The organism is Oceanirhabdus sp. W0125-5 (genome assembly GCF_027938815.1).
Taxonomy (GTDB): domain Bacteria; phylum Bacillota; class Clostridia; order Clostridiales; family Clostridiaceae; genus Oceanirhabdus.
On the sequence record NZ_CP115913.1, the window covers coordinates 4,424,960 to 4,449,470 of the forward strand.

Here is a 24,511-nt window from a genome sequence, read left to right on the forward strand (position 1 = left end):
CCTTAGGTATATCTTAACTAAAAGCAATGGCAGTAACACCATTACCTGTTACTACCATCTTATCATAAATTATTTAATTTCTTATACTACTCATTCTCAATTATATTTTTGAAATCATATCATTCCTCAACAGAACCATAACATCAAACTTCCTCTTAATATTATTCTGAAATACTATTTCAATACTTTCCTTATCAAGGTATGATATTTCACCAAGTCCAAAAGATATATGATTTACTTTCTCTCCAACCTTATAATCATCAGGGGTCATCTCCCTAAGCACTCCCATCTCATAGAGGAATCTCGAAGGTTCCATACTTCTGTTTCTCATGAATCTACAGTGGTCTAGCCATAGATTTTGCGAGGTTCTTGTTATCCCTACATAGAATAATCTTCTCTCCTCTTCTATGTTTTCGTGCATGCTCTTAACATAAGGGAGTATCTCTTCATTACAATTTATTATGATTACATTTTCAAATTCCATACCTTTGACACCATGGAAAATTCTTATAAAACTACTGTAGGTTAGTGAGGCAGTCATTGTCCAGATTTATTAGTTAATTCGTTCCAGTCATGTGTAATGATTATACTATATAAATTTAGTTTATACACTAATAAATACTTTCCCTATAAACTTTGTCATTATTCTTTATTTATTTTTAGAAAACTGTAGCTAAAAATTAGAGGGTATAATCAGTTTCATTACATTTTATTCTAATGTTACTTTTAGTTCATTATCTAGATTTAATTTTAATTTATGTACTAAAATTATCATTACTTCATTTGTAATAATCTTATAATCTTTATACTTTATTTGCTCATTTCATTATTTATTTTTAATACACTTAGTCTAATAAGAATATTGTAGTACGTTTTATTTAATCATTTAGCAAATCATCATCTAACCATATTTCTACATCTTCAACATTTATATGCTGATCAGTTGTAGAAATTTGCAAACCATTAATAAAATCTAATAATGTTTCAGCTACAAGATACAAATTATCCCAATAATTATTCACTTCACTTTTATAGTTAATGTAACCACCCATTATTTTAGCTTCTACTTCATTTTCATGATTCCAAAAATATACTTTCCCTAAACAATCTCTATCAACACCTAGGCATATTAGATTTCCACCATTGCACTCACCTATTGGTATTAAACTTTTTGGCATACGTCCCAAATAACATTCTATTTGTTCGGCTAAATTGTCACTACCCTTTAAACCAAAGAATCCATCAAATGCTTGTCTTCCATCTTCAGATGTACAAGGTGAATTTTCTATTGGAGTATATCTAACTTCATTGTCAAAAAATAGTTCCTCATAATTCAAGAGAACTTCTTTGAAATCATCAGGTATATAAACATTATATTTACTCTCAATGTTGCTAATTTCTATCCTACGTGTTTCTATTGAATTTATAGTTTTTTTAAAATTAAAATTATCTAAAGCATTTTTTATTTGTTCAATTTTTTTATCCTTCATCAGCAAAACCTCCTATAAAGAAATTCCTTCTACAATCTATAAAATTCATATAAGTACTTAAATCAATTTCAAACTACTTTTACTTCTAAAAAATCACACCCAGTTATATTATTATTTAATAATTCTTTTATTAAAGCTTCAGATACAAATGTTACAAATACACAATCCTTGACTCTCGCTAGGTGTAAACCTTTTAGTTTATTGATATCTAATGCTGGCTTAGTTACTGATATATATTCCTTATTTCTCACTTTTAACACTTTATAAACTGATTCATTAAGGTTCAAGCCATCAACTAAGCCAATTATATTTACAATATTATAACCTATTAATATATCATTTGTTGTTTTTTCTCTTATTTCAATTGGTATGTATTGAACATTATAAACACCAATACTTTCTAGTATTTTCTTAAATTTAAGTGATATAATAAGCCATCCTAAATCATTTGATATATAATCTGTTGGTATGTTACCATTATGTCTGTCATAATAAAATATAATTTTTTCACTATAATCTTGTAAAAGTCTTCCTTCATTTAAGTCATAATGTTTTATTTTAAATTTATTCTCAAACTCCTCATCTGTATAGCAAATTATATCATCTGGATTTATATATTCATCAGAATCTATGATTTTATAATATTTCACCGAAATTCCCTCCAATACTTTTAATTTACTCTTTATGAATTATGGAAAATTTAAACTTTTATTCAGTTGAATTTGTAACTTAATATTATTATTGTGGTCTGTTTGCAACCTTTTTCAATATCAGATTTTGATTCTCATCTAGTCCAATTTCAATAATATTACTTATTTTGTATTTATATATTTCATCAATATATTTATTTAATATATCTTTACATAAATCAACATTTTCTATCTTTATTCCATTAGTTATCATTTTATCGATTATATCTGATGTTGTTATTTCTACTCCAATAAATGATATTGCTCCATATAAATATTCTTTACCACTCCTAATACCTATTAAGCTACATTTATTTAATGGATGGGGTACTAAAAATTCACTTGCATGAGTGTTAAACTCTCCATAACTTATGCTTATTGGCATCTTTTTTGTTTTATCCATTAATAATCACCTCTAGTACTAAACTATTAAACATTGCTACCATGGTATATATACTACTTTACTAGTACGTAATTTATGAAAGCTTTCTCAATTAACATAAAAATTCATTCCAAATCATTACTTTAGTTACACTCATCCCTTACGTATTATGTTAGTTAAAAAACAATGGCAGCAACACCATTACCTGTTACTACCATTTTAACATACATTATTTAATTTCTTATTCTCTTCACTCATAATAATCTTCATTTACATAAATTAAAATTTTTCGAAGAGAAATATCCACAGTTCTCAACTCTCAGTTCTCAACTCTACGTTATCTTTTATATTTTACTTATCATATCATTCCTAAGCAAAACCATCACATCAAACTTCCTCTTAATATTATTCTGAAAAACTATCTCAATCTCTTTCTTATCAAGATATGATATTTCACCTAGTCCAAAGGATATATGATTAACCTTCTCTCCAACCTTGTAATCATCAGGGGTCATCTCCCTCAATACTCCCATCTCATAGAGGAATCTTGAAGGGTCCATACTTCTGTTTCTCATGAATCTACAATGGTCTAACCATAGGTTTTGAGAGGTTCTTGTTATCCCTACATAGAATAATCTTCTTTCCTCTTCTATATTCTCGTGCATGCTTTTAACATAAGGAAGTATCTCTTCATTACAGTTTATGATGATTACATTTTCAAATTCCATACCTTTGACACCGTGGATAGTACTTAGAATAATCCCCTCTTTTGTAAGGTCATTTTTCTTTACTTCTGTTTTAAATTCTTCAATATGCTCAAGGAATTCTAAAGTTGTGTTGTATTCACTTGCAAGGTCTTTGAACTCTTCAAGAATTTCATCAAAATCACCAATATGCAAATTGGATCTATCACAATAATCTCTTAAATAATCATAGTAGCCTAGTGTTCCGATTATAGTTTCAATGGCTGATGATAATGAAAATTTATTTAACATAAGCACATCACGTTTTAAATCTTCAATGCTTTTAATTTGAAATGGATGAAGATCCTCACAATCAATTAACCACTGAAAAGCATCCTTCCCATTAAGATTTTCATTTTTAAGCTTAAAAACTATACTCTTGCTTACATATCTAAATGGTTTGTTTATTATTCTAATAAATTCTTCTTTATTATATGGATCAATACTAAGTCTCAAATAAGCAAGTATATCTCTTGCAATAAAATGCTCATAAAAATTATATTGTTTATCTAATAACCTAAATGGAATCCTGTGTCTTATAAAAGAATCAATTACTTTTGTTATCTCCATATTAGTTCTCGCTAAAATGGCAATCTCATCCCAATTATATTTATTGATTCCATGAAGTTTTATAACTCTCTCTGTAATCTTACTTATTTCTCTTCTCTCATCATTATGAGTGTTAACCTCAAGAACTCCATCTTCAATATTTACTGGATTCAGTTCTTTTTCATTTCTCATTCTATTATTTTTAATAAGTTCATTTGAAACCTGAACTAGATTTTTAGGGTTTCTGTAATTATTTTTAAGGTATATCTTTTCACCATTTTTAAAGGTATCTTGGAAGTCCACCATAAAATCTGGTCTTGACCCTCTAAACCCATAGATACATTGGTCCTCATCTCCAACGGCATATATTGAGTTATCCTTATTTAGAAGTTTTAATATATGCACTTGACCACTATCACAGTCTTGAAATTCATCAACTAATATATGTTTAAAAAGATTTTGATACCCTCTAAGTATTCTTTCATCTTTTTCTAAAAGATTTTTCACCTCAATCTGAAGATCATCAAAATCAAATAAATTATGCTTTTTCTTATAATCTTCATATTTATTGTAGCACTCATCAAAAATATCCATTGAAAACTCAATATCCAACATAGTCTTATTAAAATCTTCTTTTTTATATATGGAAATAACATTCAACATTTCCTTAACTTTATCATCAGATATATCCTGAACATACTCCATCAGAGCACTTCTTATTAGCCCATAAGCTTTTCCACTGTCTATTATATTAAATTCATACCCATGATTCTTTAAAATCTTATAAAATAAACCATGGAAAGTTCCAAAGAAAGGTGGTGCAATATCTTTATTGTTCTTAGCAAATCTTTTTTTCATATTCATTGCAGCTGCTTTTGTAAAGGTCATTACTACAATATTTCTACTTTTAACCATCTTTTCTCTCAAGAGATATTCAATTCTTGAAAGAAGAGTTGTTGTTTTACCTGCACCTGGGGTTGCCACAACCAAAACATTTTGCTTATCAGTTTTCGCTGCAACTGACTGAAATTCATCTAAATTAAACCACATTCATTAATCTCCTTATTTTCTTCCTTGTAATACTGACAGTTTAGTATTAAAATAAAATAAACTGAAAACTATTATTAATTATAGACAATAATGTGATTAATATAAAGGAGAAAAATCATGGAATACATAAAAAATTTCAATGTTAGAAATGATAGAAACCTAACAATGCTTGTTGATTTTTATGAATTAACGATGGCTAATGGATATTTAAAGAACGATGTTAAAGATAAAATTGCGTATTTTGATATGTTCTTCAGAAGAGTCCCTGACAAGGGTGGCTACTGTGTTATGGCTGGTGTTCAACAATTAACTGAATATCTTTCAAGTTTAACTTTCACAGAAACTGATATAGAATATTTAAGAGAAAAGAACTTATTTGATGAGGAATTCTTAAATTATCTTAAAAATTTCAAGTTTGAGTGTGATGTTTGGGCAATTCCAGAGGGTAACCCTGTTTTCCCATCAGAACCATTAGTTACTGTTAGAGGACCAATAATTCAGGCTCAGTTTGTTGAAACAATGATCTTACTTACAGTAAATCACCAAACTTTAATTGCAACAAAAGCTAGTAGAATTTCTAGAGCAGCCAAGAATCGTCCTGTAATGGAATTTGGTTCAAGAAGAGCTCAAGGATATGATGGTGCTATTTACGGTGCAAGAGCTGCCTATATAGGAGGGTGTTCTTCAACAGCTTGTACTATAGCAGAGCAAATGTTTGGAATTCCTGCTGTTGGTACCATGGCACATAGTTGGGTTCAATTATTTGAATCAGAATATGATGCTTTTAAAGCTTGGACTGAAGCATACCCTGATAACTGTACATTACTTGTTGACACATATAATACACTTAAATCTGGTGTTCCAAATGCAATCAAGATTTTTGACGAAGTATTAAAACCACTTGGTAAGAGACCAAATGGAGTAAGAATAGATAGTGGCGATATTACATACCTGTCTAAGGAAGTTAGAAAAATGCTTGACGAGGCAGGTTACCCTGATGTGAAAATAATCGCATCAAATTCATTAGATGAATATATTATAAGAAGTATTCTTGATAACGGCGCTTGTCTTGATGTTTTTGGAGTTGGTGAAAGACTTATCACTGCAAAATCAGAACCTGTTTTCGGTGGAGTATACAAGCTTGTTGCTGTTGAGGATTCTAAGACTGGAGAAATCACTCCTAAAATCAAAATTTCTGAGAATCCTGAAAAAATTACAAACCCTGCTTTTAAAAATATTTACAGAATATATGATAAAGATAGCAATAAGGCAATTGCTGATTTGTTAACTATAAGAGGAGAAGAAATTGATTTTACTAAGCCTCTAACTTTATTTAATCCTATTCACACTTGGAAAAAGAAAACGCTTAATAATTATTATGCAAAAGAGCTTATGGTGAAAATTTTTGATAAAGGTGAATTAGTTTACGAATCACCTGAAGTTAAAGATATAAGGGATTTCTGTAAAAAAGAAGTTGATAATCTTTGGGCAGAAGTGAAAAGATTTGAGAACCCTCACACATATTATATAGATTTATCACAAAATCTATGGAATTTAAAACAAGAATTGCTTATGAAATATTCTTCTGAATTTAATAAATAGATATTGACTTTTCAATATCCAGAGGAAGTGATATTATGAATAAACCTAAGATAAAAATATCTTATAAAGCTTATGATAAATTAATGGAGTTTATAAAAGAGCGTCATGAAATCAACTGCATCAAAGTTGAAGCCTCTACTAAAGGTTGCGGACCTAAAGTTAATTTTTATTTTGATCATGTTAATGAAGATAAGATAACTGATTATGTAGACAAACTTCCATTAGTCTATGGTAAGGATATATCTAAAGATTATAAAACTATTATTATCGTATATAGAAAAAATAGTTTCTCAGTAAAAGCAGAAAGATATAGTGATGACCTTCAAGGAATACTTGAAGGCAAAACTAAAGGCTGCGGCGGAAAATGTGGAAAACACAGTTAAACAAATGGATAATGTATAATTGAGAATGTAATAAAAAAGTTGGCGTTAATATCGCCAACTTTTTACTTTAAAATACAATATTTCATTGTGTTTAAACTACAATGTTTCATTCCAATGAAACGAGTAAATCCCTCTTGTCCAAGGAATAATACAATTAAAATTTCTCGAAGAGAAATGTCAATCATTCTCCATTCTCAATTATCCATTTCTTTTTTACGCTTCATGTTTTTCATGTTTTGTTACCTTAAAAAGATCAATCGTACGAGGAAGAGAAATCTTTTTAATCCTACCATTATACTTTTTAATCTTTCTCAAATATAACACCTCAATAATAAAAATATTTTTCTCACTTTTATTATTAATATATTTGTTCACATTTATTTATTCTTTTATAGATAAATCTGCAAAACAGCTTGTCTATATATACTAAAAAGCTCCTGGATATTTATTTCTTAAGTACTCTATATTATCATTCATTTCAAATATCTTTAATCTATCCTCTTCCTCAAATGGGCAAATCCCGTCATTTTCATCCCATCTATAAAAGGGACAATCTGTAAAGCATTCAACATCTTCCCCACTTAATGATAAAAACTCACATAACTTCATGCTAACACCTCTCTCGCTAATAATTCCCATTTCCTTAATTATACATATTTTCACTCATAAATACAATTAAATTCAGAATTTTTTTATTTATTATTTAATTTAAAAATTTCACAATAAAATCATCCCTTTTATGCTAGCTCATATCAGCACTTTACACTCATCTGTAAATTCACGTTTTCTAAATCTTTTTACATTTTTATAAGTTATCTACGAATTTTTTAATAATTGCTGCTGTAAATCCCCATATAACAATCTTCTCATTATATTTATAGAAATACTCTTTCATGATTCCTTTTTTAAATTTATAATCTTTCCCTCCATTAATAAGTTCATATGGGAAACTCTCATTATTTGTAGGTCCTATCTCCATCTCATACAATATAGGTTCATTCTCCAAGAAATATTCAAGAGGCACCTTTATAACCTCCTCAACTTCACTAGAATTAACTTTAAACTCTCCACCCGTCTTTACCCCTACAAATGGATATATTATAAGACCATAAGGACTAACTAAATAATCCAACTCACCTATAACCTCTATATTTTCTTTTTCAATCCCGATTTCTTCAGTACATTCTCTAAGAGCTGCCTCTACAGGCAGCTCATCTTCTACCCTACCTCCAGCCAAACAAATATCTCCTGGTTGTGATTTCATCTTCAATGCTCTTCTCTCAAATATTACATTTACCTGCCCATCCTTGCACTCTTCCAAGAGTAAAAGTACAGCAGCCTCTCTGAATTTATTTATAGAACTAGCTTTTCTTCCTTTATATATTTTTTTAACTCTCTCGATCATAAGTCAACAACCCCACAGTTCTTTGTATTATTTCTTACAGTTTAACATAAAGAATATTCTAATAATAGTTTATTAAATGTTAATAATTATGAACCTTACTATTTCAATAATACTATTTATAGAAACTGCCATATCTGATATAATTGTATATATATACATAAGTCGTCTTATATCAAATAACTAGTCAGTATAGGTCGGTTTTTAGATTACACCCAGTTAACAAAAACTTTTGATTGAACCCTATCAATCTTAACGTTCTGCTTATCATGGGAGAATAACCTTCTAAACTTTGGCTTGTTATTTTATTTTAGATGCCTTTAAATATGAACTTAATAGAATTGGCGGAGGTATAAAGTGAAAAATTTCAAAAAATCTTTATGGACATTTTTAATATTATTTATTGTAAGTTTTAATCTTGTTTGGGCAGAGGATATACCAAATATTATTGGTACTCAAGCAATTGTTTATGATTATGAAACTGGTGAGATCATTTACACAAAGGATATAGATAGTAAAGCATACCCAGCGTCAATCACTAAGTTAATGACAGCTTTGCTATTAGCTGAAAACTTCAATAAAAATGATATGCTTACATATACTCAAAGCGCAGCTGATCAACCTGCCTATTCTTACGGTAAAAATGTAGAACAGGTTCTTGTTGGAGATAAAATGTCTGCTGAAAATGCTATGTATGCATTACTATTATACTCTGGTAATGATATAGCCTATATGATAGCAGATAATGTTAGCGGTGATAGCTCTAAGTTTGTAGATGCTATGAATGCCAAAGCACAAGAATTAGGGATGAATGATACTACTTTTGTTAATCCAAATGGTTTAGATGATAATACTGATGAACATCTAACTACACCTTATGATATAGCTTTAATGACAAAAGCAGCTTTGGGAAATAAATGGATAGCAGATACAATGGCTACAAAAAAGGTAACAGTTTCTACTCAAAATTCAATTCCAAGAGAAATTGAAAATAGGAATTCAAATCTTCTGGATGATACAGATAAAGATGGTTGTATTGGTGGTAAAACAGGATATACAACCAAAGCTGGTAGATGTTTAACTGCTATTTATCATGTGAAAATTGCAGAAGAAAAATATAGAACTTTAATCGGTGTAGTAATGAATTCTGAGTATAATTATCCTGAAGATACTATTGTATTTGAGGATATGAATACCTTAATGGAATATGGTTTCAATAAAGAAAAAGACATTCTTAAAAGAAATGGAGATATCGTTAAGAGTATAACTGCTTCTTATAAAGCAATTCCATTTATTGGACCAAATAAGACAATTGATATACCTCTTATAATTAATGAGGACATAAAATATTATAAAACAGAAATTGAACCTGAAATAGATGTTAAAATTAACACTTTCGATATTTGGAAAATAGATGAGTCAACTCCATTAGGAACTATAACTGTTAAACTAAAAGATTATAGCAAGGAATATAAACTTTATAGTAACATTAGCAGCAGCAAACTATTAAAAGACAATATTATTATTTATGTTGGTTTAGGAATCGGTGTACTTGTACTAATTATCTTATTGGTAGTTATTTTCAAAAAGATTTTTGGTGGAAAAAAGAGAAGATACAGATATTAATTATGTAAAAGTATAAATATCCTAGAGGAGAAATTGAATGAATACCTTAATTATTGTTAGTATGATTTTAATAACATTTTCCTATCTTTCTGGATGTGTTTCATACTCAGTTATAATTTCAAAAGCATTTAAGAAAACTGATATTAGAAAGTTAGGTAATGGTAATCCAGGCGCATCTAACACAGTTGTAAACCTGGGATGGAAATACGGAGTAGCTGTTGGTGCCTTAGATATTTTCAAAGCAGTGTTTCCAATATTATTAGCCAAGTTAATATTAACTAATTATTTTCCTGAAATAGATACACAAACTTTTAAAACTATAGTGTATTTCTGTGGCGGTGCAGCTATAATTGGCCATGTATTTTCAGTATTTCTTATGTTTAAAGGAGGTAAAGGAACAGCCTCTCTTGTAGGTACAATGCTTGCAATTGACATTAGATTCGGATTAATTGGAGCAGTGGTTATTATTCTTATTACCCTTGTATCCAACTATATCGCACTTGGGACAATGGGGCTATTAATGGTCTTTATACTAGGTACTGTACTATATTTCTTCAGTGTTGCGAATATAATTATAGTACTTACCATAGCATCAATTAGTTTCATTAAACACTGCCCTAACTTCGTGAATATTAAGAACGGTACAGAAAAGAAATTAATGAGTACAATAAAAAAATAAATATTTAAGTAAAAAGGAAGTACATTATTTAAAATGTTACTTCCTTTTTTAGTTCCTTAATTTTTTAATGCAATTTCCCCTTTCCACTATTACCTTTACTTATAGCAAGAATACTTATTTATATAAAGTAAATACTAATATAAAAATAAATTTTATTTTTTTGTTATTTTCTTGACAACTATATCTATATATCGTAATATACTAATATAAAGATAACAAACGTGAGGGGGATGTTAATGGATAAAAACATTAAATCTTATGAAGAAATATCAGAAATTTTGAAAGCAATCGCTCACCCAGTTAGGTTATGTATAGTAGCAGGCCTACTGGACAAAGGAAAATGCAATGTGAATTATATGAAGGATTGTCTTGATCTCCCACAATCAACAGTATCCCAGCATCTTCAGAAACTTAAATCAGCTGGAATAATATCTGGTGAGAGAAAAGGATTAGAAATATATTATAGTGTTAAAGATGAATCTGTAAAAAAAATAATAGAAGTATTATTCTAAATCAAGGAGGATTATCATGGCTAAGAAAATATTGGTTGTAGGCGGCGTTGCTGGTGGTGCTTCTGCAGCAGCTAGACTTCGTAGATTAGATGAGAAAGCAAATATTGTGTTATTTGAAAAAGGACCACATATTTCATTTGCAAACTGTGGATTACCTTATCATATAGGTGATGAGATAAAAGAGAGAGAGGCTTTACTTTTACACACACCTGATACTTTTAAAGCAAGATTAGATGTTGATGTTAGAATTAATAGCATGGTTAGCTCAATTAATGCTAAAGAGAATAAAGTTACAGTTACTAAATCTAATGGTGAGACTTATGAAGAAAGTTATGATGAATTAATTCTTTCTCCAGGTGCAAAGCCAATGAGACCACCAATTCCAGGTATAGATAATAAGAATATATTCACATTAAGAAACATTAATGATATGGACAAAATTAAGGATTATATTAAATCAAATAGTATTAAGTCAGCTGTAGTAGTTGGTGGAGGGTTTATTGGAGTTGAAATGGCTGAAAATCTTCACTCTCTAAATGTTGAAACATCACTTATTGAAGCTGCACCTCATGTACTAACTCCATTTGATATGGATATAGTTCCAATGATTGAGGACGAAATAAAATCTAGAGGAATTAATCTTTATGTAAACAATCCTGTATCTTCATTTGCAGGAGAAGAAAATAAATTAAATGTTACACTTAAAAATGGTGAGAAAATTGAAACACAAATGGTTATTCTATCTATAGGGGTAACTCCTGATACAGCATTTATAAAAAATTCTGGAATAGAACTTGGTCCAAAAGGCCACATAGTGGTAGATGATCATTTAAGAACTAATTTTTCTAACATATATGCTGTTGGAGATGCTATTGAAGTAAAAGACTATGTAGATGAAAGTAAAACAGCTATACCTCTAGCTGGTCCTGCAAATAAACAAGGACGTATGGCAGCAGATAATATATATGGTGCTAATAAAAAATATACTGGTTCTTTAGGCTCATCAATTATAAAAGTTTTCGATTTAACATGTGCTAGAACTGGAAATACAGAGTTTGCTCTTAAGAAAAAAGGAATCGAGTACCACAAGACTCTTCTATACCCTCAAAGCCATGCTTCTTATTACCCTGGTGCTATGCCAATGGCTCTTAAAGTGCTATTCGGTAAAGAAGGTAAAATCTTAGGTGCTCAAGCAGTTGGATATGAAGGGGTTGCAAAACGTATTGATGTAATTGCTACTTCAATGAAATTTAAAGGTACTGTACATGATTTAACTGAACTTGAATTATGTTATGCTCCTCCATTCTCATCAGCTAAAGATCCTGTTAATATGGCAGGTTATGTTGGTGAAAATATCTTAAAAGGAAAAACTGATATTATAGCTCCTGAAGAAATTGATAACATTCCTGATTCAGCTGTGTTACTTGATGTAAGAACAGACTTAGAACGCGAAAATGGATACCTTAAAGATTCTATTCACATTCCTGTAGATTCATTAAGAGAAAACCTAGATAAACTACCTAAAGATAAAGAAATCTGGGTTTACTGTCAAATAGGATTAAGAGGATATATAGCAGAAAGAATTCTTAAGCAAAATGGATTCAAAGTAAAGAATATTACTGGTGGTTATAAGTTCTATAGAGGAGCAAATATTGTGAAAGCAGGTGAACCAACGGAAATGCCTAAAAATATTAATACTCCTAAAGTAGAAGCTGCTACTGATAAACTAGATGTTAAAGCTACTACAGAATTGGATGCTTGTGGATTATGTTGTCCAGGTCCATTATTAAGAACAAAAGAAGCTATGGATGAACTTAATAATGGGGAAAAATTAAGAATAAAATCTTCTGATCCTGGTTTTTATGAAGACATAAAAGCTTGGTGTCACAGAACTGAAAATAATTTAGTTAATTTAGTAAAAGAAAAAGGTATAATTACTGCTGAAATAATCAAAGGAATGGATTCTGATTCTGTTGCATGTGATTCTACTCAAGCAGTTGGTCCAGTTCGTGATAATAAAACTATGGTTGTTTTCAGCGGTGATCTTGATAAAGCTATAGCATCATTTATTATTGCTAACGGTGCTGCTGCAATGGGTAAAAAGGTTACTATGTTCTTCACTTTCTGGGGTATAAATGTATTAAGAAACCCTGAAAAAGTTAAAGTTGATAAATCATTCATTGAAAAAATGTTTGGATTTATGATGCCAAGAGGTACAGATAAACTTAAATTATCTAACATGAACATGATGGGTATGGGAGGCGCTATGATTAAAGGTATAATGAAGAAGCACAATGTAGCATCTCTTCCAGAGTTAATAGCATCAGCGCAAAAGAATGGTGTTGAAATTGTTGCTTGCCAAATGTCAATGGATCTTCTTGGATTAAAACTTGAAGAATTAATCCCAGGAGTTAAAGTAGGCGGAGTTGGTTATTACCTAGGTGAAGCTGAAGATTCTAATGTAAATTTATTTATCTAAATAAAACAAAGAGGGGTAGAAATCTACTCCTCTTTCAACCTACTTAGGTCTTCATTTGCTAATCCTGTTACTCTACTGATTAAATCCAAATCATAGTCTCTGATTAATAAAATTCTGGCCACTTCTTCTGATTTATTTATTACACCCAATTCGTATCCTTTTTTGAATCCTTTTTTAAATCCTTTACGGAATGTTTTTTTCATCCCCTTTTTTATTTTCTTTTTTTGCTTTTTAGCTTTTTTCCCTCTATGTCCACCTTTAGCTAAAGACTTCTTATCCACTTTCTTCTTGTCATCTGATTTCTTGTCATCTGCTCTCATATCATCTGAATTAATTTCTACTGACTTTTTAATTCCATCTTCACTCATGGCAACCTCACTTTATTTTACATAACAACAACTCTTCTTTATACAAATATATTAAAAATTTAATAAAAATATTCTATGTAATAGCTAAGTATGCACCTCTTGTCTAACTATTATTTATTTTTAAACAGATTAATTTCAGCTAGCCTTTAAAAGTGATTTGGTTGCATCTCTCTCTTTTTTTAAATACCGTTGAAAATATGCCCTTAAAATTTTTCTCCCAAATATAATGTTTCATCTAAATGAAAGGAGTAAAATCACATTATTTTATTACCAACATAAATGTAGGTTCTGACTTATGTCAGAACCATCCATTATTTTACATTATCCATTATCTTTTAAAGCATTTCGCTGTCTCTTATTTCGATTTCTGTACCCTCAGGAGCTACCAATTTAAACTGATATCCCCCTTTTATTCTATAAATAATTTTCCCATGTTTCTTTTTGAAATTTGTAAATCCCCTGTTTTTAAATTCCTCTAACTCCTCGTGAGCATTCTCAACAATAAAACTAAAATGAGGTATACCTTGATTTAATTTTTCATACTCACCATAGGGACTTGAACATTTAGGCGGTAGAATTTCAAATAATAACTCATTATACTTCAACCAACCTCGTTTTATTCTCTTTGGAACATATATATCTTCCTTTACTAATTCAAATCCTAAAACCTTAGTATAAAAATCAATTGTATCATCATAACAAGATGTCTGAATACAAAAATGATGTAAAGTTCTTGATTTCAATGTAATCTACTCCTTTATCTACCCCTGTGGAAAATACCCCTGGGCCCCAGGGGTAGAAATTTTCTAGTAATGTATTCCGCTCCAATAAATATTAACTTCCACTTTAGCCATTGGTGATAATTCAACATCTTTAAGAGCCCACTTCTTATATTCCATAAATCCAGTACGATCAACAATATAACCAATATGCTCTTTTGGTAAACTTCTATCAATATATTCATCAATATAATCATAAGTATTTTTAATTATCTTAATAATACTTTCTTCATCTACCCAAAGAATAAAGTCTTCAGCAAGTCTTGGATTTTTCTTACCTGTACGTCCCATTATTGCTAGACGATAGAACTTATTTTCATTACGTGTCCACGCATTAGTTGGGCAGTTGAGTACACATTCTCCACATCCAATACATTTATCATGATCACGTACAATCTTATAATTATCCATCTTTAATGCACCAGTTGAAAGCTTTTCACACTTATCAACACAACGGTTACAACTTACACAACGCTCTTTCTCATATTCAGGTAATGTCATACCAATGATACCAAAGTCGTGCATTCTAGCTTTTATACAGTCATTAGGGCACCCAGTTAAAGCAATCTTTACGTGGAAATCATTAGGGAAAATAGCATCTTCAATTCTTTTTGCAAATCCACTAGTCTCGTATTGAGCTTTAGGGCAAGCTCTATTTCCTATACATGCAGCTACATTACGTGTTCCTGCTGCTGGATAACCTGTGTTTGGACTAACTTGATTTATCTCAAGGCCCTCTATCACTGGTTGAATTAATTCATTTACCTTATCCATATCTTCCATTTTAATTCCAGTGATCTCAAACCCCTGTCTTGTAGTTAAATGAACATCTCCATCACCATATTCCTGAGCAATCTTATTAAGCACCAAGAAGTGTTCAGTATTTATTCTTCCACCTGGAACCCTAACTCTCAGAGAGGTCATATATCTATCTTTTACTATTCTAAAGGCATTTTTAGTAACTTTTTTAGTATTAATATCCATATTCAATCCTCCCTTAATCAAATAACTGCTTGGCTTTTGTAAAGTTAAACACTGGCCCTTCTAGACATATATACGTATCATCCATTTTACAGTGTCCACACTTTCCAATACCACAGTGCATTTTTCTTTCATAAGATACCCATATATTCTCCTCTGGGATACCTGCATCTAAGAATGTATTAACAGTAAACTTCATCATCATTGGTGGTCCCACAATTATAACAGCTGTATTACTCTTGTTCGCTACCTTTACACCTTCTACGTACTTTGTAATAAGCCCTACATTACCTTCATATCCATCTTCAGCACCATCAACAGTAAGAGTAACATTCATCTTCTCTTCCCAAACTTTAAGTTCCTTCTTAAATAAAATATCCTGAGGAGATTTAAATCCTACTAAAAGGTTAAAGTCTTTATACTCTTTCTGTGTTTCATATATAATATCAATAATTCCTTTAACAGGTGCTAAACCACTACCACCTGCTGCTATTATTACTTCCTTACCTTTATATAAATTAACATCAAATCCATTTCCATATGGTCCTCTTAACCAGAAACCATCTCCTACTTTGAATTTATGAAGTTCATCTGTTACCTTACCTACACGACGTATTGTGAAATCCAAATAGTCTTCACCTATTCCTGATACTGAGATTGGGCATTCACCATACTTAGGGATTGAAACCTCAAAGAACTGCCCAGGCTTTACATCACCTTTGTATGCCATTCTAAATGTATATTCTATATCTGTATGTTGAATTATATCTAAAATCTCTGATTTAAAAGGCATGTACACGTTTTTCATTATTTTCTCTCCCCCTTTGTATAATCATCTAATTTGTTTATACAAGCTGAGAAGGAAATGTACTGTGGACATGCATCATCACAACGACCACAACCTACGCACATATGATAACCAAATCGCTTGTTATAATCATATACTTTATGAAGGGTTTTAAATCTCATTTTATCACCATTTTTCTGTCTAAAGCTGTGACCACCTGCCATATCAGTATAACCCTTCACCTCACAAGAAGCCCATACACGTCTTCTCTCACCATTCTTCTCATTATCTTTATAGAAGATATCCTGCATTGAGAAGCATGTACATGTCGGACATACAAAATTGCATTTCCCGCATGCGATACATCTCTTATCATACTCTCTCCATAGTTCAGCCTCTTTAACATCACCAGTTAACCCCTCTGGAATGTTAACCTTAGTATGATTTTCAGTTACAAAGGGAACCTCAAATTCTACTTTTTCTCCATTAAAATAATTCTTTAATTCACTATCTTGGATATCTAACATTACTTGTTCATCATCTATTTTTAAACCTAAGCTGTAATCATCACTTTTATTTGTTCCCATACTTACACAGAAACAATTTCTAAAACTTTTTTCACATCCCATAAGCACAAACTTAATACGATCTCTAACCTGCTTATAATATGGATCTATCTCTCCATTCTTTAAATAAATCTGATCAATTCTTTTAATAGAATGAAGATCACATGACCTTAAGAACACAAGCACCTTCTTCTTATCCATTGTAGGCATCGAATATTCATCCTCAGTGAAATGAAATAACACTTGAGTAATAGGTAATAGTACTTCTTTATGTGAGAAATGTGACTTTTTATCAAACTCAATCTCCTCTAATGTACCAACCTCTTTATATCTAATGGAATCTGTATCTGAAAAACGTCCTTTAAATGACATTGAAACAGGAGCATATATTTTATATTCCTCTTTTAACTTTCCTAAACTCTCATTAAACATAGTTTTACTTAAAGAAATTTTAAAACTCATTGACCTTACCCTCCACTTCACTTATTATTTTGATTTACCTAAGATAAAGTAGCTTCCCGCTAGTATTATACCTCCACCGATAAAGTTACCTATTGTTACTGGAATCAGGTTGTTCATCATTCCCATTACAGAGATTGTCTCTGGATGAGGCATAAATAATGCTATTGAAAAAATAGTCATATTTGCGATGCTATGTTCAAATCCACTAGTAATGAATGCGAATAAACACCACCAGATCATAATTAACTTTCCAGTTTCACTTTCCATCTTAAAAGAACAGTGTATAGCTAAACATACTAAAATATTGCATAAAATTCCTCTTGCTAATAATGGCATAAATTCTCCACTCATTTTTGCTCCAGCGACTTTTATTATAAAATCTCCTGTTGCTCCATTTGTTAATCCTGCTAAAACGAATATTAATGCAACTATTGCTGATCCAATAAAGTTACCAATAAAACTATAAAACCATACACGACCAGCATCACTCCAACTTACACGATTATCAAGGACACCTGTTGACATAATATAATTATTACCTGTAAATAATTCCGATCCTGCCATAATAACGAGACTAAGAGCTACACCAAATGATACACCCATCACAATTTTAGTTGAAGGTGACCCTGCTGCTGATAATAAACCTCCAATTGTCATAATAAGAATAATTCCAAGTCCTACATAAAATCCTGCTAAAACAGATGCTAAAGTATATTTCCCTCTTGACTCCTTTGAAAACTTTGCTTTAGCCAATGCTGCATTTCCTAATTTTCTTAATGTTTCTCCTGACATTGTAAAACCCCCTTTTTTAAATTCTCCTTCTTTTTAAAATCACTTTTATTAAAACTTAAGGATTGATAAATTTTAGACAATTTATCCTCCATTAATATATTTTAATTCTAAAATACTCCACAAAAAAAGTATGTGATAATTATCACACACTCATTCCTTTAATATAAAATTTTACCTAATCTCTATAATATTTTAATAAGGACTCCTCATGGACAAGAAGCTTCTTACCATCCCACTTAATTACTCCTTCATTTAAAAGAACTTTCATTGCCCTTGATATAGTTTCTCTTGAACTTCCCAGCATATAAGATAGATAAGTTACTGTAATCTTAAGATCAATTAATATCCATTCTCCTTTTGAAATACCGTAATCCCTAGATAACTTCCATAGCTTTGCTGCTAATTTCTTATCCATCTTTATTGGCACTGTATTCTTAAGTTGACGATACAATCTTCTTTGTTTCTTTCCTATTGAACTCATTATATTAAGGGTTAACGAAAAGTCTTTTTCCATAACTTTTAGAAACTCTTCTTTCTTAAATTCCACAATCACAGCATCATCAAATATTTCGCACATAACTGATACAGGAAGTTCATCAAAAACCACCTCATTAATTAGCTCACCTTCCCCTAATAGAAAGAAGATACGTTTTTGTCCCCACCCTGAATATCTAGCTAAGCTTACCTTACCCGATAAAATTCCGTAGAATTTATTAATTTGATCCTTTTCAAAAAACAGAGTCTCATCTCTTTCAAATAACCTTGCTTTTGCTATGTTTAATATCTCATTTTTAGATTCTTCAGTGATTCCTCTAAAAGCTCTTATATTTTCTATATCTTTTATTGAAATTTGAATACCACTTCTTTTATTCAAGAGTAACACCCCTTTTTATAAACACATTTATTCTAGTTTACTGTATAGGTGTTGATTCTTCAATAGAAGAATTGGATTGCTTAATGGAGACCTTACCTTTCGTCTGAAAACTTTCTCTTTTTTACATTCGATACTATCTTTCTGAAAAATTTTATACTAATATGCATTCTCTACATCTATTACATCATGTTTATCAAAATCAAATTGTTCAAAAATACAATCTTTGAGAATTCTCTTAATATCATCAGGTGTTTCTCTAACTTTAAATTTCTTTAGCGGTTTAATTACATTAATATAACTTTCAATATGTTTATTATCCTTGAATGCATCAAAGCAAAACAATCCTTTTCTTGCGAGTTCAGTATAGTCATCAAAAACTAAATATTCATCTTTAGTAATTATTATATCTGTCTTATTGCGTAGCTCATCACAAAAATATTTTTCTAATTGTTCAAGCTTTTCTCTGGATTCACATACAAATCTAGGTACATTACCATATACACTTGAGGTAAACATCCCAATATATCCATTCTTATCCACTGCAAACCACATAATATCCTCTGTGAAAACTTCTATCTCACTAATTATCATTTTACTACTCTCTTTCCTATGATATTGTAATTAACAAATTCCTCAGGAAATATTTGCAATTTATTCCCGCATTGTGGAACTACTTTTAATATTTCAACTAATTACTAATTATTGACTAAACATAGGAACACCATCACATCTTAATGCTGGCATGCTATTAAGCTTGTTTAAATAAACATATATTATTTGCCTATCGCCTAATAATCCTGAGCTTGGAACATCTCCATAAAGTGTAATATGATAATATCCATTCTCTAAGTCAATGCATTGATTAATAGGACAATTTTCTCTCCAACTCATTAAATCATATAAATCTCTTATACACATCCTACCATCCCTTATCTCAATACCAAGCCTTAATTTAAACTCTGCCAAGTTTAAGTCTGATTCTGTTGGGTAACCTCTTCTAACATTCAAAATATATCTTCCCGGAGAACTGGTACAGAATCCAACTATACTGCCTTCCATAATATGATTTGCAACCTGCTGAGGTGTTTGATAACTTTGGGATAAATAATCTTCTCCCTCTGTTATATGTGAAGTAGCAAAATCTGAGTACATAATTATCCCTAATCCATTTATATCTAAAGTTAACTCTTTAATTAAATTCACATTATCAACACCCTTCACTTCAAAAACTTATATTCTTTATTCTTTTCTTACATATATTTCAACTTTGATTTTATTATTTTCCATTTTACATGGAACTCTTTTTGTGTTATTAATTTAGCACTAAATTCTTCAGTTGAATTAATTTCATCAATACTAGGATATGCATATTTTGCTAAACAAGTATTATATTCATAATCAGTTGTAGCATATGCAAATTCTCCATCTGCAAATACTTCCAATACCCTTTCTTGATTTCTTTCTTTATTAAGTTCCATATAAAACTCATTTGGTTCATCATCAAAAGTATGTTTCCAAGTTTCAAATAAATATTGCATAAACATCTATTCCTTCCACAGCAACTTAACCTCTTCATTAAGTTCCTTACTCCAATTACAATACTCACGAAAATCTCTTTTTTCATGATAAAACATTCCAACAATAACACTATTAGTTGGCTTAAATATTATACACGCCACTTTACCTTGTCTAAATAATTTTGGTAACTCTTGTCCTTCTAAGGAATTATTTAATGAATATACATTATCAATATCATAAAAGTTCGTTTGTATAAGTCCTTGATATTCTAACTCCTCTTTATTTCCAAATGTCTCCATAGCTCCTTTATCTAAATGTGTTACAACACAATAAATAATTTCATGTTTAGATAAAAGATTCTTTAGATTTGACTCATACATGGTATCATCCTTTCTTTTTTGTATTACTGTATCTTACAATTCGTAACAATATATTAGTAATATTATTTTTTCTTAATTTTATGTAAACCTCTTCCTTACAACTATTTCAAGGAACCCTTTTTAAGATTCCTTGAATTAATATTTATAGTTAGTATTAAAACAAATAAATTATTTTGTAATCCCATTCCTCTCCAAATAAGTATAATTTGATTCTCTTTCTAATTATTTGATAATCAAATCAATCACCAAAGTGTTTTTATGATAGTATTTTAAATAATTATAATTTCTTTCTATTTAATTCATTTATCCATACTTTAGCATAATCAATAACAATAGCAAAATTAATATTCCCACTGTCGTATCCAGCTGCATTAACCCCAATCACCTCTCACTTCATATATAGTAAAGGACATCCTAAACGAACTACCATGTGTTATCGGTGCTGTAATCTGGATTAAACCTAAGTTTTCTTCATATCTAAAACCCCTAACTATACCATGAGAAATAGTATTTTGTAATCCTTCAGTACTCCCTATTACAACTACCTTATCCCCTTTTTTAACACTATTCTTTGAAACTATCTTAAATAATTTAAACTCTAACAGTTTTTTTAGAAATCCTTTTCATTTTATTCTCCTCCTATGTAATTTATTTTTCACCACCTTTTTAATATAATAAAAGCTTTGCACGATAATAGCATGCAAAGCTTTTTTCTTAACATTCATATAATCAACTATTCGGTAACCCGGCGACCTTAGATTTTTTTCCTTAGGCCCGTAGCTTTGCGTCCTTACCTTTCAATAAGTTTGCCATTATCGTAATTTTATTACAAGTTATTTAAATTTTTTAATAACTGAATTATATCATATATTATTATAAATTCATACTATTTTTAAAAAAACACCTTCAAAATAATGTTCTCATCTGTTCCTCTACAATACTTTTTATCGGTCATTTCTCTACCGAGAATCTCATCTTATTTAAAACCCATTTTTCTTTCTATATTTATCTTTATTCTCTCTAATTACTCTAAAGTCCTTGTCTCTCGGCTTAATAACTTTCTTGACTTGTTGCTTATCCGCTACTTTTATTTATATATTTAACTTACTACTATCCCTAAGAAGCTTCGCTTGTAAACCTGATAATTTCACTCTCTTATACTATTCTATATCTTTAAAAAATAATGACCCAACCTACTTTTTTTTCAGCTGATTCATTTCATCTTTTCACTACATTATTAATATTATGGAGTAAAATATTTAAATTAAACCTATTAATTTGCTCATTTTATTAGATTTCATATTTTATTAGATTTCATATTTTATGAAGTCAGTTAATTTATAATTTCGCATTTAACTTATCTCTTTAATTACCTTTAGTGATTTAAAAAATGATGCTGGATTAGCCTTTGATGCATAAATTAATGGTGACTCATATCTATCCATTTCATATATTTCGCCATGTACATTATTAACATATTTGCTTAACAGTTGTAATAATTTTTGTTCATCTATTTTATTAAAATCACCTTTATTAACTGTCAATGTCATAAACTGAGAATTCCTCACTATCATTACATCATAATCAAAAGAAGCACTTTCAAAATCTTGTGGTAATGAAAACATTGAAATGTACTTAATTTCTTGACCGCTTTGAATTTCATTAAGAACTTTTTTTTCATTTCTACTCAATTTCATTACTTTTCCAGAATTAAGCTTTTGAGTTCTTATACCTACATAATTATAATCATAACCTAATGATTCAATTATTTTTTTAGCGTCTTCATACCAGTCTTCCCATTTAAAATCATTATCAATATTTTCTCCATATATTGTAATTGTTATTGTTTCTTTCTCCATATTCATATTCTCCTTATTATTTTATAGGTCTAACTTTTATTGTACCAGCTCTATTTCCAATTATTCTTTGATTGTCAATCATTCTATCAAGTAAAGCTGCTGGGTCATCTGTTTTACTTGGTACTTCAACCTGGTCTATTATACCATCATGTCTAACACCCATTACATCTGGTCTTCTGTTAGGTTTTGCTCCTGGAATTTCATTGCTAAGACCTTTATTTACATATATTTTTTTATAATCACCACTATTTTTCATAACCTCTACTTCATCAAGTATTGTTTCCCAATGACCTTCAGTTCCATTTTTATATGGTTTACTTGGCAACACAATTTCAGAATTACTTACCCCCTTAGGCGAAAAACTGTATCTAAAATTTAATGGTAGTAACAGTTTTTTACCTATTACTACCATTTTATCATAGTGTTATTTTTAATTCATTATCTAGCTACAGAATTTAATTTATGCAGTAAAAACTATTACTTTTAATTTTTATTAAATATAGTACTTCCAACAATTGGTTCTAATACTCACCAAATATCAAATTTCTGCAGTGAGTTCTTTTTTATTTTTGTAGTGACTTTGATTTATTACAAATTAATGTCATCATATGCATCTCCAATTTGCTCGAAACTATCTTCTAAGAAATACCAGTATTCTCCATTATTTACTATTAGACATCTTAGCAGCTCTTTAAAAGATTTTGCTACTATCGGAGTATCACCCATTGATGGGTACGTATCCCAAAACGCCTGATAACATCTTCCTAATCTATCTTGATTAAAATCTATAACTATATAATTAGAATCATAAAGGTCTACAATAATATACCAATCTGTAGATATTTCTGAATCATATGTCCCTTTCTCCATTTCACTATCAATGATTTCTTTGTCAATTAATACTGGATTTGCCAAACTAACCTCTTCTGGTCTTACTATTTTAAGAGAATAGGGTTTGCTTTCAAATAAAGAAATACCTCCGCAAATAGTATAAAATTCCTCAACATCTTTAGGTAATTTATGTTTGCTATCTATTTTAGGTAACCCCTCAGGTGGGTAAACCTTACAGTCTGATAATTTTTCTATTTTCTTTATTAAATCCTTTATCTCCAAATTATCTCCTCCTTATTATTCTAATCCATAAATGTATTTATGAAATTCCTTGTAGTACTCTCTTCTTGAAGCTTGTGGCACATTAGCAGCATCAAACATATCTTCTGCTAATTGTTGAATTTCACGCGGAGAAACATTTTTCCAGTCAACTTTTCCTCTAAAACCAAAATTTTTAACTTTCCACTTACCATAAACAGACCTTGTTGCATTATGTTGTGGTTTAGTCAATGCTATTGCAGTTGATTTAGATGCATATAATTTATATCCTGGTATATTATTTTTAGCCCAAGCATCCATTATTCCATGATGATTTTCTAATGGTGAATTACTAGGTTTGTAAGTAACAATATCAAATTGTTTAGCTTTACCCGTCCCCTTAAGAGTAAAACTGTATCAAAAAACTAATGGTAGTAACAGTTTTATTACCTGTTACTACCACTTTATCA

Annotated in this window: 28 protein-coding genes and 1 riboswitch; of the genes, 6 read left to right on the forward strand and 22 right to left on the reverse strand. The window is 30.0% G+C overall.

Annotation, left to right across the window (positions count from 1 at the left end; genetic code table 11):
- Positions 1 to 100 precede the first annotated feature (100 nt).
- From OW730_RS20710 to OW730_RS20730, 5 genes are all read right to left on the reverse strand, one after another.
- The gene (locus tag OW730_RS20710; RefSeq protein ID WP_271225949.1) at positions 101 to 484 is read right to left on the reverse strand and encodes a 3'-5' exonuclease; all 384 of its coding nucleotides are present in this window, start codon (positions 482 to 484) and stop codon (positions 101 to 103) included.
- 394 nt (positions 485 to 878) lie between these two features.
- Complete coding sequence (locus OW730_RS20715) at positions 879 to 1,490, reverse strand: SMI1/KNR4 family protein (protein WP_271225950.1); 612 nt, start codon at positions 1,488 to 1,490, stop codon at positions 879 to 881.
- Between the two features lie 68 nt (positions 1,491 to 1,558).
- Positions 1,559 to 2,140 carry an imm11 family protein gene (locus OW730_RS20720; protein ID WP_271225951.1) on the reverse strand — a complete coding sequence of 194 codons (582 nt, stop codon included), beginning with the start codon at positions 2,138 to 2,140 and terminating at the stop codon, positions 1,559 to 1,561.
- Positions 2,141 to 2,228: 88 nt separating this feature from the next.
- Positions 2,229 to 2,582 (reverse strand): hypothetical protein, encoded by a 354-nt coding sequence (locus tag OW730_RS20725; protein ID WP_271225952.1) that lies wholly within the window; start codon positions 2,580 to 2,582, stop codon positions 2,229 to 2,231.
- Positions 2,583 to 2,905: 323 nt separating this feature from the next.
- Positions 2,906 to 4,903: an ATP-dependent helicase gene (locus tag OW730_RS20730; RefSeq protein WP_271225953.1), complete on the reverse strand. Its 1,998-nt coding sequence runs from the start codon at positions 4,901 to 4,903 to the stop codon at positions 2,906 to 2,908.
- A 117-nt stretch (positions 4,904 to 5,020) separates the two neighbouring features.
- Here OW730_RS20730 and OW730_RS20735 point away from each other — a divergent pair, with 117 nt between their 5' ends.
- Entirely contained in the window at positions 5,021 to 6,505 is a 1,485-nt protein-coding gene (locus tag OW730_RS20735) for a nicotinate phosphoribosyltransferase (RefSeq protein WP_271225954.1), read from the forward strand.
- 35 nt (positions 6,506 to 6,540) lie between these two features.
- Positions 6,541 to 6,888: a hypothetical protein gene (locus OW730_RS20740; RefSeq protein WP_271225955.1), complete on the forward strand. Its 348-nt coding sequence runs from the start codon at positions 6,541 to 6,543 to the stop codon at positions 6,886 to 6,888.
- A 426-nt stretch (positions 6,889 to 7,314) separates the two neighbouring features.
- On the opposite strand, the gene OW730_RS20745 is transcribed toward OW730_RS20740, so the two are convergent.
- Together OW730_RS20745 and OW730_RS20750 are read right to left on the reverse strand one after the other, a co-directional pair.
- On the reverse strand, positions 7,315 to 7,497 hold the full coding sequence (locus tag OW730_RS20745) for a hypothetical protein (protein WP_271225956.1): 183 nt from the start codon (positions 7,495 to 7,497) through the stop codon (positions 7,315 to 7,317).
- A gap of 196 nt (positions 7,498 to 7,693) precedes the next feature.
- Complete coding sequence (locus tag OW730_RS20750) at positions 7,694 to 8,293, reverse strand: NUDIX hydrolase (protein WP_271225957.1); 600 nt, start codon at positions 8,291 to 8,293, stop codon at positions 7,694 to 7,696.
- A gap of 354 nt (positions 8,294 to 8,647) precedes the next feature.
- On the opposite strand from OW730_RS20750, the gene OW730_RS20755 reads away from it, so the two are divergent.
- The 4 genes from OW730_RS20755 to OW730_RS20770 all read left to right on the forward strand — a co-directional run bounded on the left by OW730_RS20755 (position 8,648) and on the right by OW730_RS20770 (position 13,586).
- Positions 8,648 to 9,916 (forward strand): D-alanyl-D-alanine carboxypeptidase family protein, encoded by a 1,269-nt coding sequence (locus tag OW730_RS20755; RefSeq protein WP_271225958.1) that lies wholly within the window; start codon positions 8,648 to 8,650, stop codon positions 9,914 to 9,916.
- Between the two features lie 37 nt (positions 9,917 to 9,953).
- Positions 9,954 to 10,595 (forward strand): glycerol-3-phosphate acyltransferase, encoded by a 642-nt coding sequence (locus OW730_RS20760; RefSeq protein ID WP_271225959.1) that lies wholly within the window; start codon positions 9,954 to 9,956, stop codon positions 10,593 to 10,595.
- Positions 10,596 to 10,831: 236 nt separating this feature from the next.
- A complete protein-coding gene (locus tag OW730_RS20765) occupies positions 10,832 to 11,107 on the forward strand; it encodes an ArsR/SmtB family transcription factor (protein WP_271225960.1) in 276 nt (91 codons plus the stop codon).
- 16 nt (positions 11,108 to 11,123) lie between these two features.
- Entirely contained in the window at positions 11,124 to 13,586 is a 2,463-nt protein-coding gene (locus OW730_RS20770) for an FAD-dependent oxidoreductase (RefSeq protein WP_271225961.1), read from the forward strand.
- A 23-nt stretch (positions 13,587 to 13,609) separates the two neighbouring features.
- Here OW730_RS20770 and OW730_RS20775 read toward each other — a convergent pair whose 3' ends face one another.
- From OW730_RS20775 to OW730_RS20845, 15 genes are all read right to left on the reverse strand, one after another.
- Complete coding sequence (locus tag OW730_RS20775) at positions 13,610 to 13,954, reverse strand: hypothetical protein (RefSeq protein ID WP_271225962.1); 345 nt, start codon at positions 13,952 to 13,954, stop codon at positions 13,610 to 13,612.
- 335 nt (positions 13,955 to 14,289) lie between these two features.
- Positions 14,290 to 14,697 carry a VOC family protein gene (locus tag OW730_RS20780; protein ID WP_271225963.1) on the reverse strand — a complete coding sequence of 136 codons (408 nt, stop codon included), beginning with the start codon at positions 14,695 to 14,697 and terminating at the stop codon, positions 14,290 to 14,292.
- A gap of 63 nt (positions 14,698 to 14,760) precedes the next feature.
- Entirely contained in the window at positions 14,761 to 15,717 is a 957-nt protein-coding gene (asrC, locus tag OW730_RS20785; protein ID WP_271225964.1) for a sulfite reductase subunit C, read from the reverse strand.
- A 13-nt stretch (positions 15,718 to 15,730) separates the two neighbouring features.
- Complete coding sequence (gene asrB, locus OW730_RS20790; RefSeq protein ID WP_271225965.1) at positions 15,731 to 16,522, reverse strand: anaerobic sulfite reductase subunit AsrB; 792 nt, start codon at positions 16,520 to 16,522, stop codon at positions 15,731 to 15,733.
- The gene (gene asrA / locus OW730_RS20795) at positions 16,522 to 17,529 is read right to left on the reverse strand and encodes an anaerobic sulfite reductase subunit AsrA (RefSeq protein ID WP_271225966.1); all 1,008 of its coding nucleotides are present in this window, start codon (positions 17,527 to 17,529) and stop codon (positions 16,522 to 16,524) included. The genes asrB and asrA overlap by 1 nt, the downstream gene beginning before the upstream one ends.
- Before the next feature lie 24 nt (positions 17,530 to 17,553).
- Complete coding sequence (locus OW730_RS20800; RefSeq protein WP_271225967.1) at positions 17,554 to 18,321, reverse strand: formate/nitrite transporter family protein; 768 nt, start codon at positions 18,319 to 18,321, stop codon at positions 17,554 to 17,556.
- Positions 18,322 to 18,496: 175 nt separating this feature from the next.
- Complete coding sequence (locus OW730_RS20805) at positions 18,497 to 19,195, reverse strand: Crp/Fnr family transcriptional regulator (protein WP_271225968.1); 699 nt, start codon at positions 19,193 to 19,195, stop codon at positions 18,497 to 18,499.
- Between the two features lie 156 nt (positions 19,196 to 19,351).
- Positions 19,352 to 19,786 (reverse strand): hypothetical protein, encoded by a 435-nt coding sequence (locus tag OW730_RS20810; protein WP_271225969.1) that lies wholly within the window; start codon positions 19,784 to 19,786, stop codon positions 19,352 to 19,354.
- Positions 19,787 to 19,894: 108 nt separating this feature from the next.
- Positions 19,895 to 20,416, reverse strand: a complete 522-nt coding sequence (locus OW730_RS20815; protein ID WP_271225970.1) for a hypothetical protein — start codon at positions 20,414 to 20,416, stop codon at positions 19,895 to 19,897.
- Positions 20,417 to 20,445: 29 nt separating this feature from the next.
- Complete coding sequence (locus tag OW730_RS20820) at positions 20,446 to 20,733, reverse strand: DUF6881 domain-containing protein (RefSeq protein WP_271225971.1); 288 nt, start codon at positions 20,731 to 20,733, stop codon at positions 20,446 to 20,448.
- A 6-nt stretch (positions 20,734 to 20,739) separates the two neighbouring features.
- Complete coding sequence (locus OW730_RS20825) at positions 20,740 to 21,093, reverse strand: hypothetical protein (RefSeq protein WP_271225972.1); 354 nt, start codon at positions 21,091 to 21,093, stop codon at positions 20,740 to 20,742.
- Positions 21,094 to 21,829: 736 nt separating this feature from the next.
- Positions 21,830 to 21,914: riboswitch (cyclic di-GMP riboswitch) on the reverse strand.
- A 531-nt stretch (positions 21,915 to 22,445) separates the two neighbouring features.
- Positions 22,446 to 22,952: a hypothetical protein gene (locus OW730_RS20830; RefSeq protein ID WP_271225973.1), complete on the reverse strand. Its 507-nt coding sequence runs from the start codon at positions 22,950 to 22,952 to the stop codon at positions 22,446 to 22,448.
- Positions 22,953 to 22,968: 16 nt separating this feature from the next.
- A complete protein-coding gene (locus tag OW730_RS20835) occupies positions 22,969 to 23,364 on the reverse strand; it encodes a hypothetical protein (RefSeq protein ID WP_271225974.1) in 396 nt (131 codons plus the stop codon).
- Between the two features lie 176 nt (positions 23,365 to 23,540).
- Positions 23,541 to 24,065 (reverse strand): SMI1/KNR4 family protein, encoded by a 525-nt coding sequence (locus tag OW730_RS20840; RefSeq protein ID WP_271225975.1) that lies wholly within the window; start codon positions 24,063 to 24,065, stop codon positions 23,541 to 23,543.
- Between the two features lie 15 nt (positions 24,066 to 24,080).
- On the reverse strand, positions 24,081 to 24,413 hold the full coding sequence (locus OW730_RS20845; RefSeq protein ID WP_271229609.1) for a hypothetical protein: 333 nt from the start codon (positions 24,411 to 24,413) through the stop codon (positions 24,081 to 24,083).
- Positions 24,414 to 24,511 lie beyond the last annotated feature (98 nt).

Bases quoted from the DNA above. Each gene is read 5' to 3' on its own strand.
- OW730_RS20710 (WP_271225949.1), bottom strand. From the start codon at position 484: ATGGAATTTGAAAATGTAATCATAATAAATTGTAATGAAGAGATACTC.
- OW730_RS20715 (WP_271225950.1), bottom strand. From the start codon at position 1,490: ATGAAGGATAAAAAAATTGAACAAATAAAAAATGCTTTAGATAATTTT.
- OW730_RS20725 (WP_271225952.1), bottom strand. From the start codon at position 2,582: ATGGATAAAACAAAAAAGATGCCAATAAGCATAAGTTATGGAGAGTTT.
- OW730_RS20730 (WP_271225953.1), bottom strand. From the start codon at position 4,903: ATGTGGTTTAATTTAGATGAATTTCAGTCAGTTGCAGCGAAAACTGAT.
- OW730_RS20735 (WP_271225954.1), top strand. From the start codon at position 5,021: ATGGAATACATAAAAAATTTCAATGTTAGAAATGATAGAAACCTAACA.
- OW730_RS20740 (WP_271225955.1), top strand. From the start codon at position 6,541: ATGAATAAACCTAAGATAAAAATATCTTATAAAGCTTATGATAAATTA.
- OW730_RS20745 (WP_271225956.1), bottom strand. From the start codon at position 7,497: ATGAAGTTATGTGAGTTTTTATCATTAAGTGGGGAAGATGTTGAATGC.
- OW730_RS20750 (WP_271225957.1), bottom strand. From the start codon at position 8,293: ATGATCGAGAGAGTTAAAAAAATATATAAAGGAAGAAAAGCTAGTTCT.
- OW730_RS20760 (WP_271225959.1), top strand. From the start codon at position 9,954: ATGAATACCTTAATTATTGTTAGTATGATTTTAATAACATTTTCCTAT.
- OW730_RS20765 (WP_271225960.1), top strand. From the start codon at position 10,832: ATGGATAAAAACATTAAATCTTATGAAGAAATATCAGAAATTTTGAAA.
- OW730_RS20770 (WP_271225961.1), top strand. From the start codon at position 11,124: ATGGCTAAGAAAATATTGGTTGTAGGCGGCGTTGCTGGTGGTGCTTCT.
- OW730_RS20775 (WP_271225962.1), bottom strand. From the start codon at position 13,954: ATGAGTGAAGATGGAATTAAAAAGTCAGTAGAAATTAATTCAGATGAT.
- asrC (WP_271225964.1), bottom strand. From the start codon at position 15,717: ATGGATATTAATACTAAAAAAGTTACTAAAAATGCCTTTAGAATAGTA.
- asrB (WP_271225965.1), bottom strand. From the start codon at position 16,522: ATGAAAAACGTGTACATGCCTTTTAAATCAGAGATTTTAGATATAATT.
- asrA (WP_271225966.1), bottom strand. From the start codon at position 17,529: ATGAGTTTTAAAATTTCTTTAAGTAAAACTATGTTTAATGAGAGTTTA.
- OW730_RS20800 (WP_271225967.1), bottom strand. From the start codon at position 18,321: ATGTCAGGAGAAACATTAAGAAAATTAGGAAATGCAGCATTGGCTAAA.
- OW730_RS20810 (WP_271225969.1), bottom strand. From the start codon at position 19,786: ATGATAATTAGTGAGATAGAAGTTTTCACAGAGGATATTATGTGGTTT.
- OW730_RS20820 (WP_271225971.1), bottom strand. From the start codon at position 20,733: ATGCAATATTTATTTGAAACTTGGAAACATACTTTTGATGATGAACCA.
- OW730_RS20825 (WP_271225972.1), bottom strand. From the start codon at position 21,093: ATGTATGAGTCAAATCTAAAGAATCTTTTATCTAAACATGAAATTATT.
- OW730_RS20830 (WP_271225973.1), bottom strand. From the start codon at position 22,952: ATGGAGAAAGAAACAATAACAATTACAATATATGGAGAAAATATTGAT.
- OW730_RS20835 (WP_271225974.1), bottom strand. From the start codon at position 23,364: ATGGTAGTAATAGGTAAAAAACTGTTACTACCATTAAATTTTAGATAC.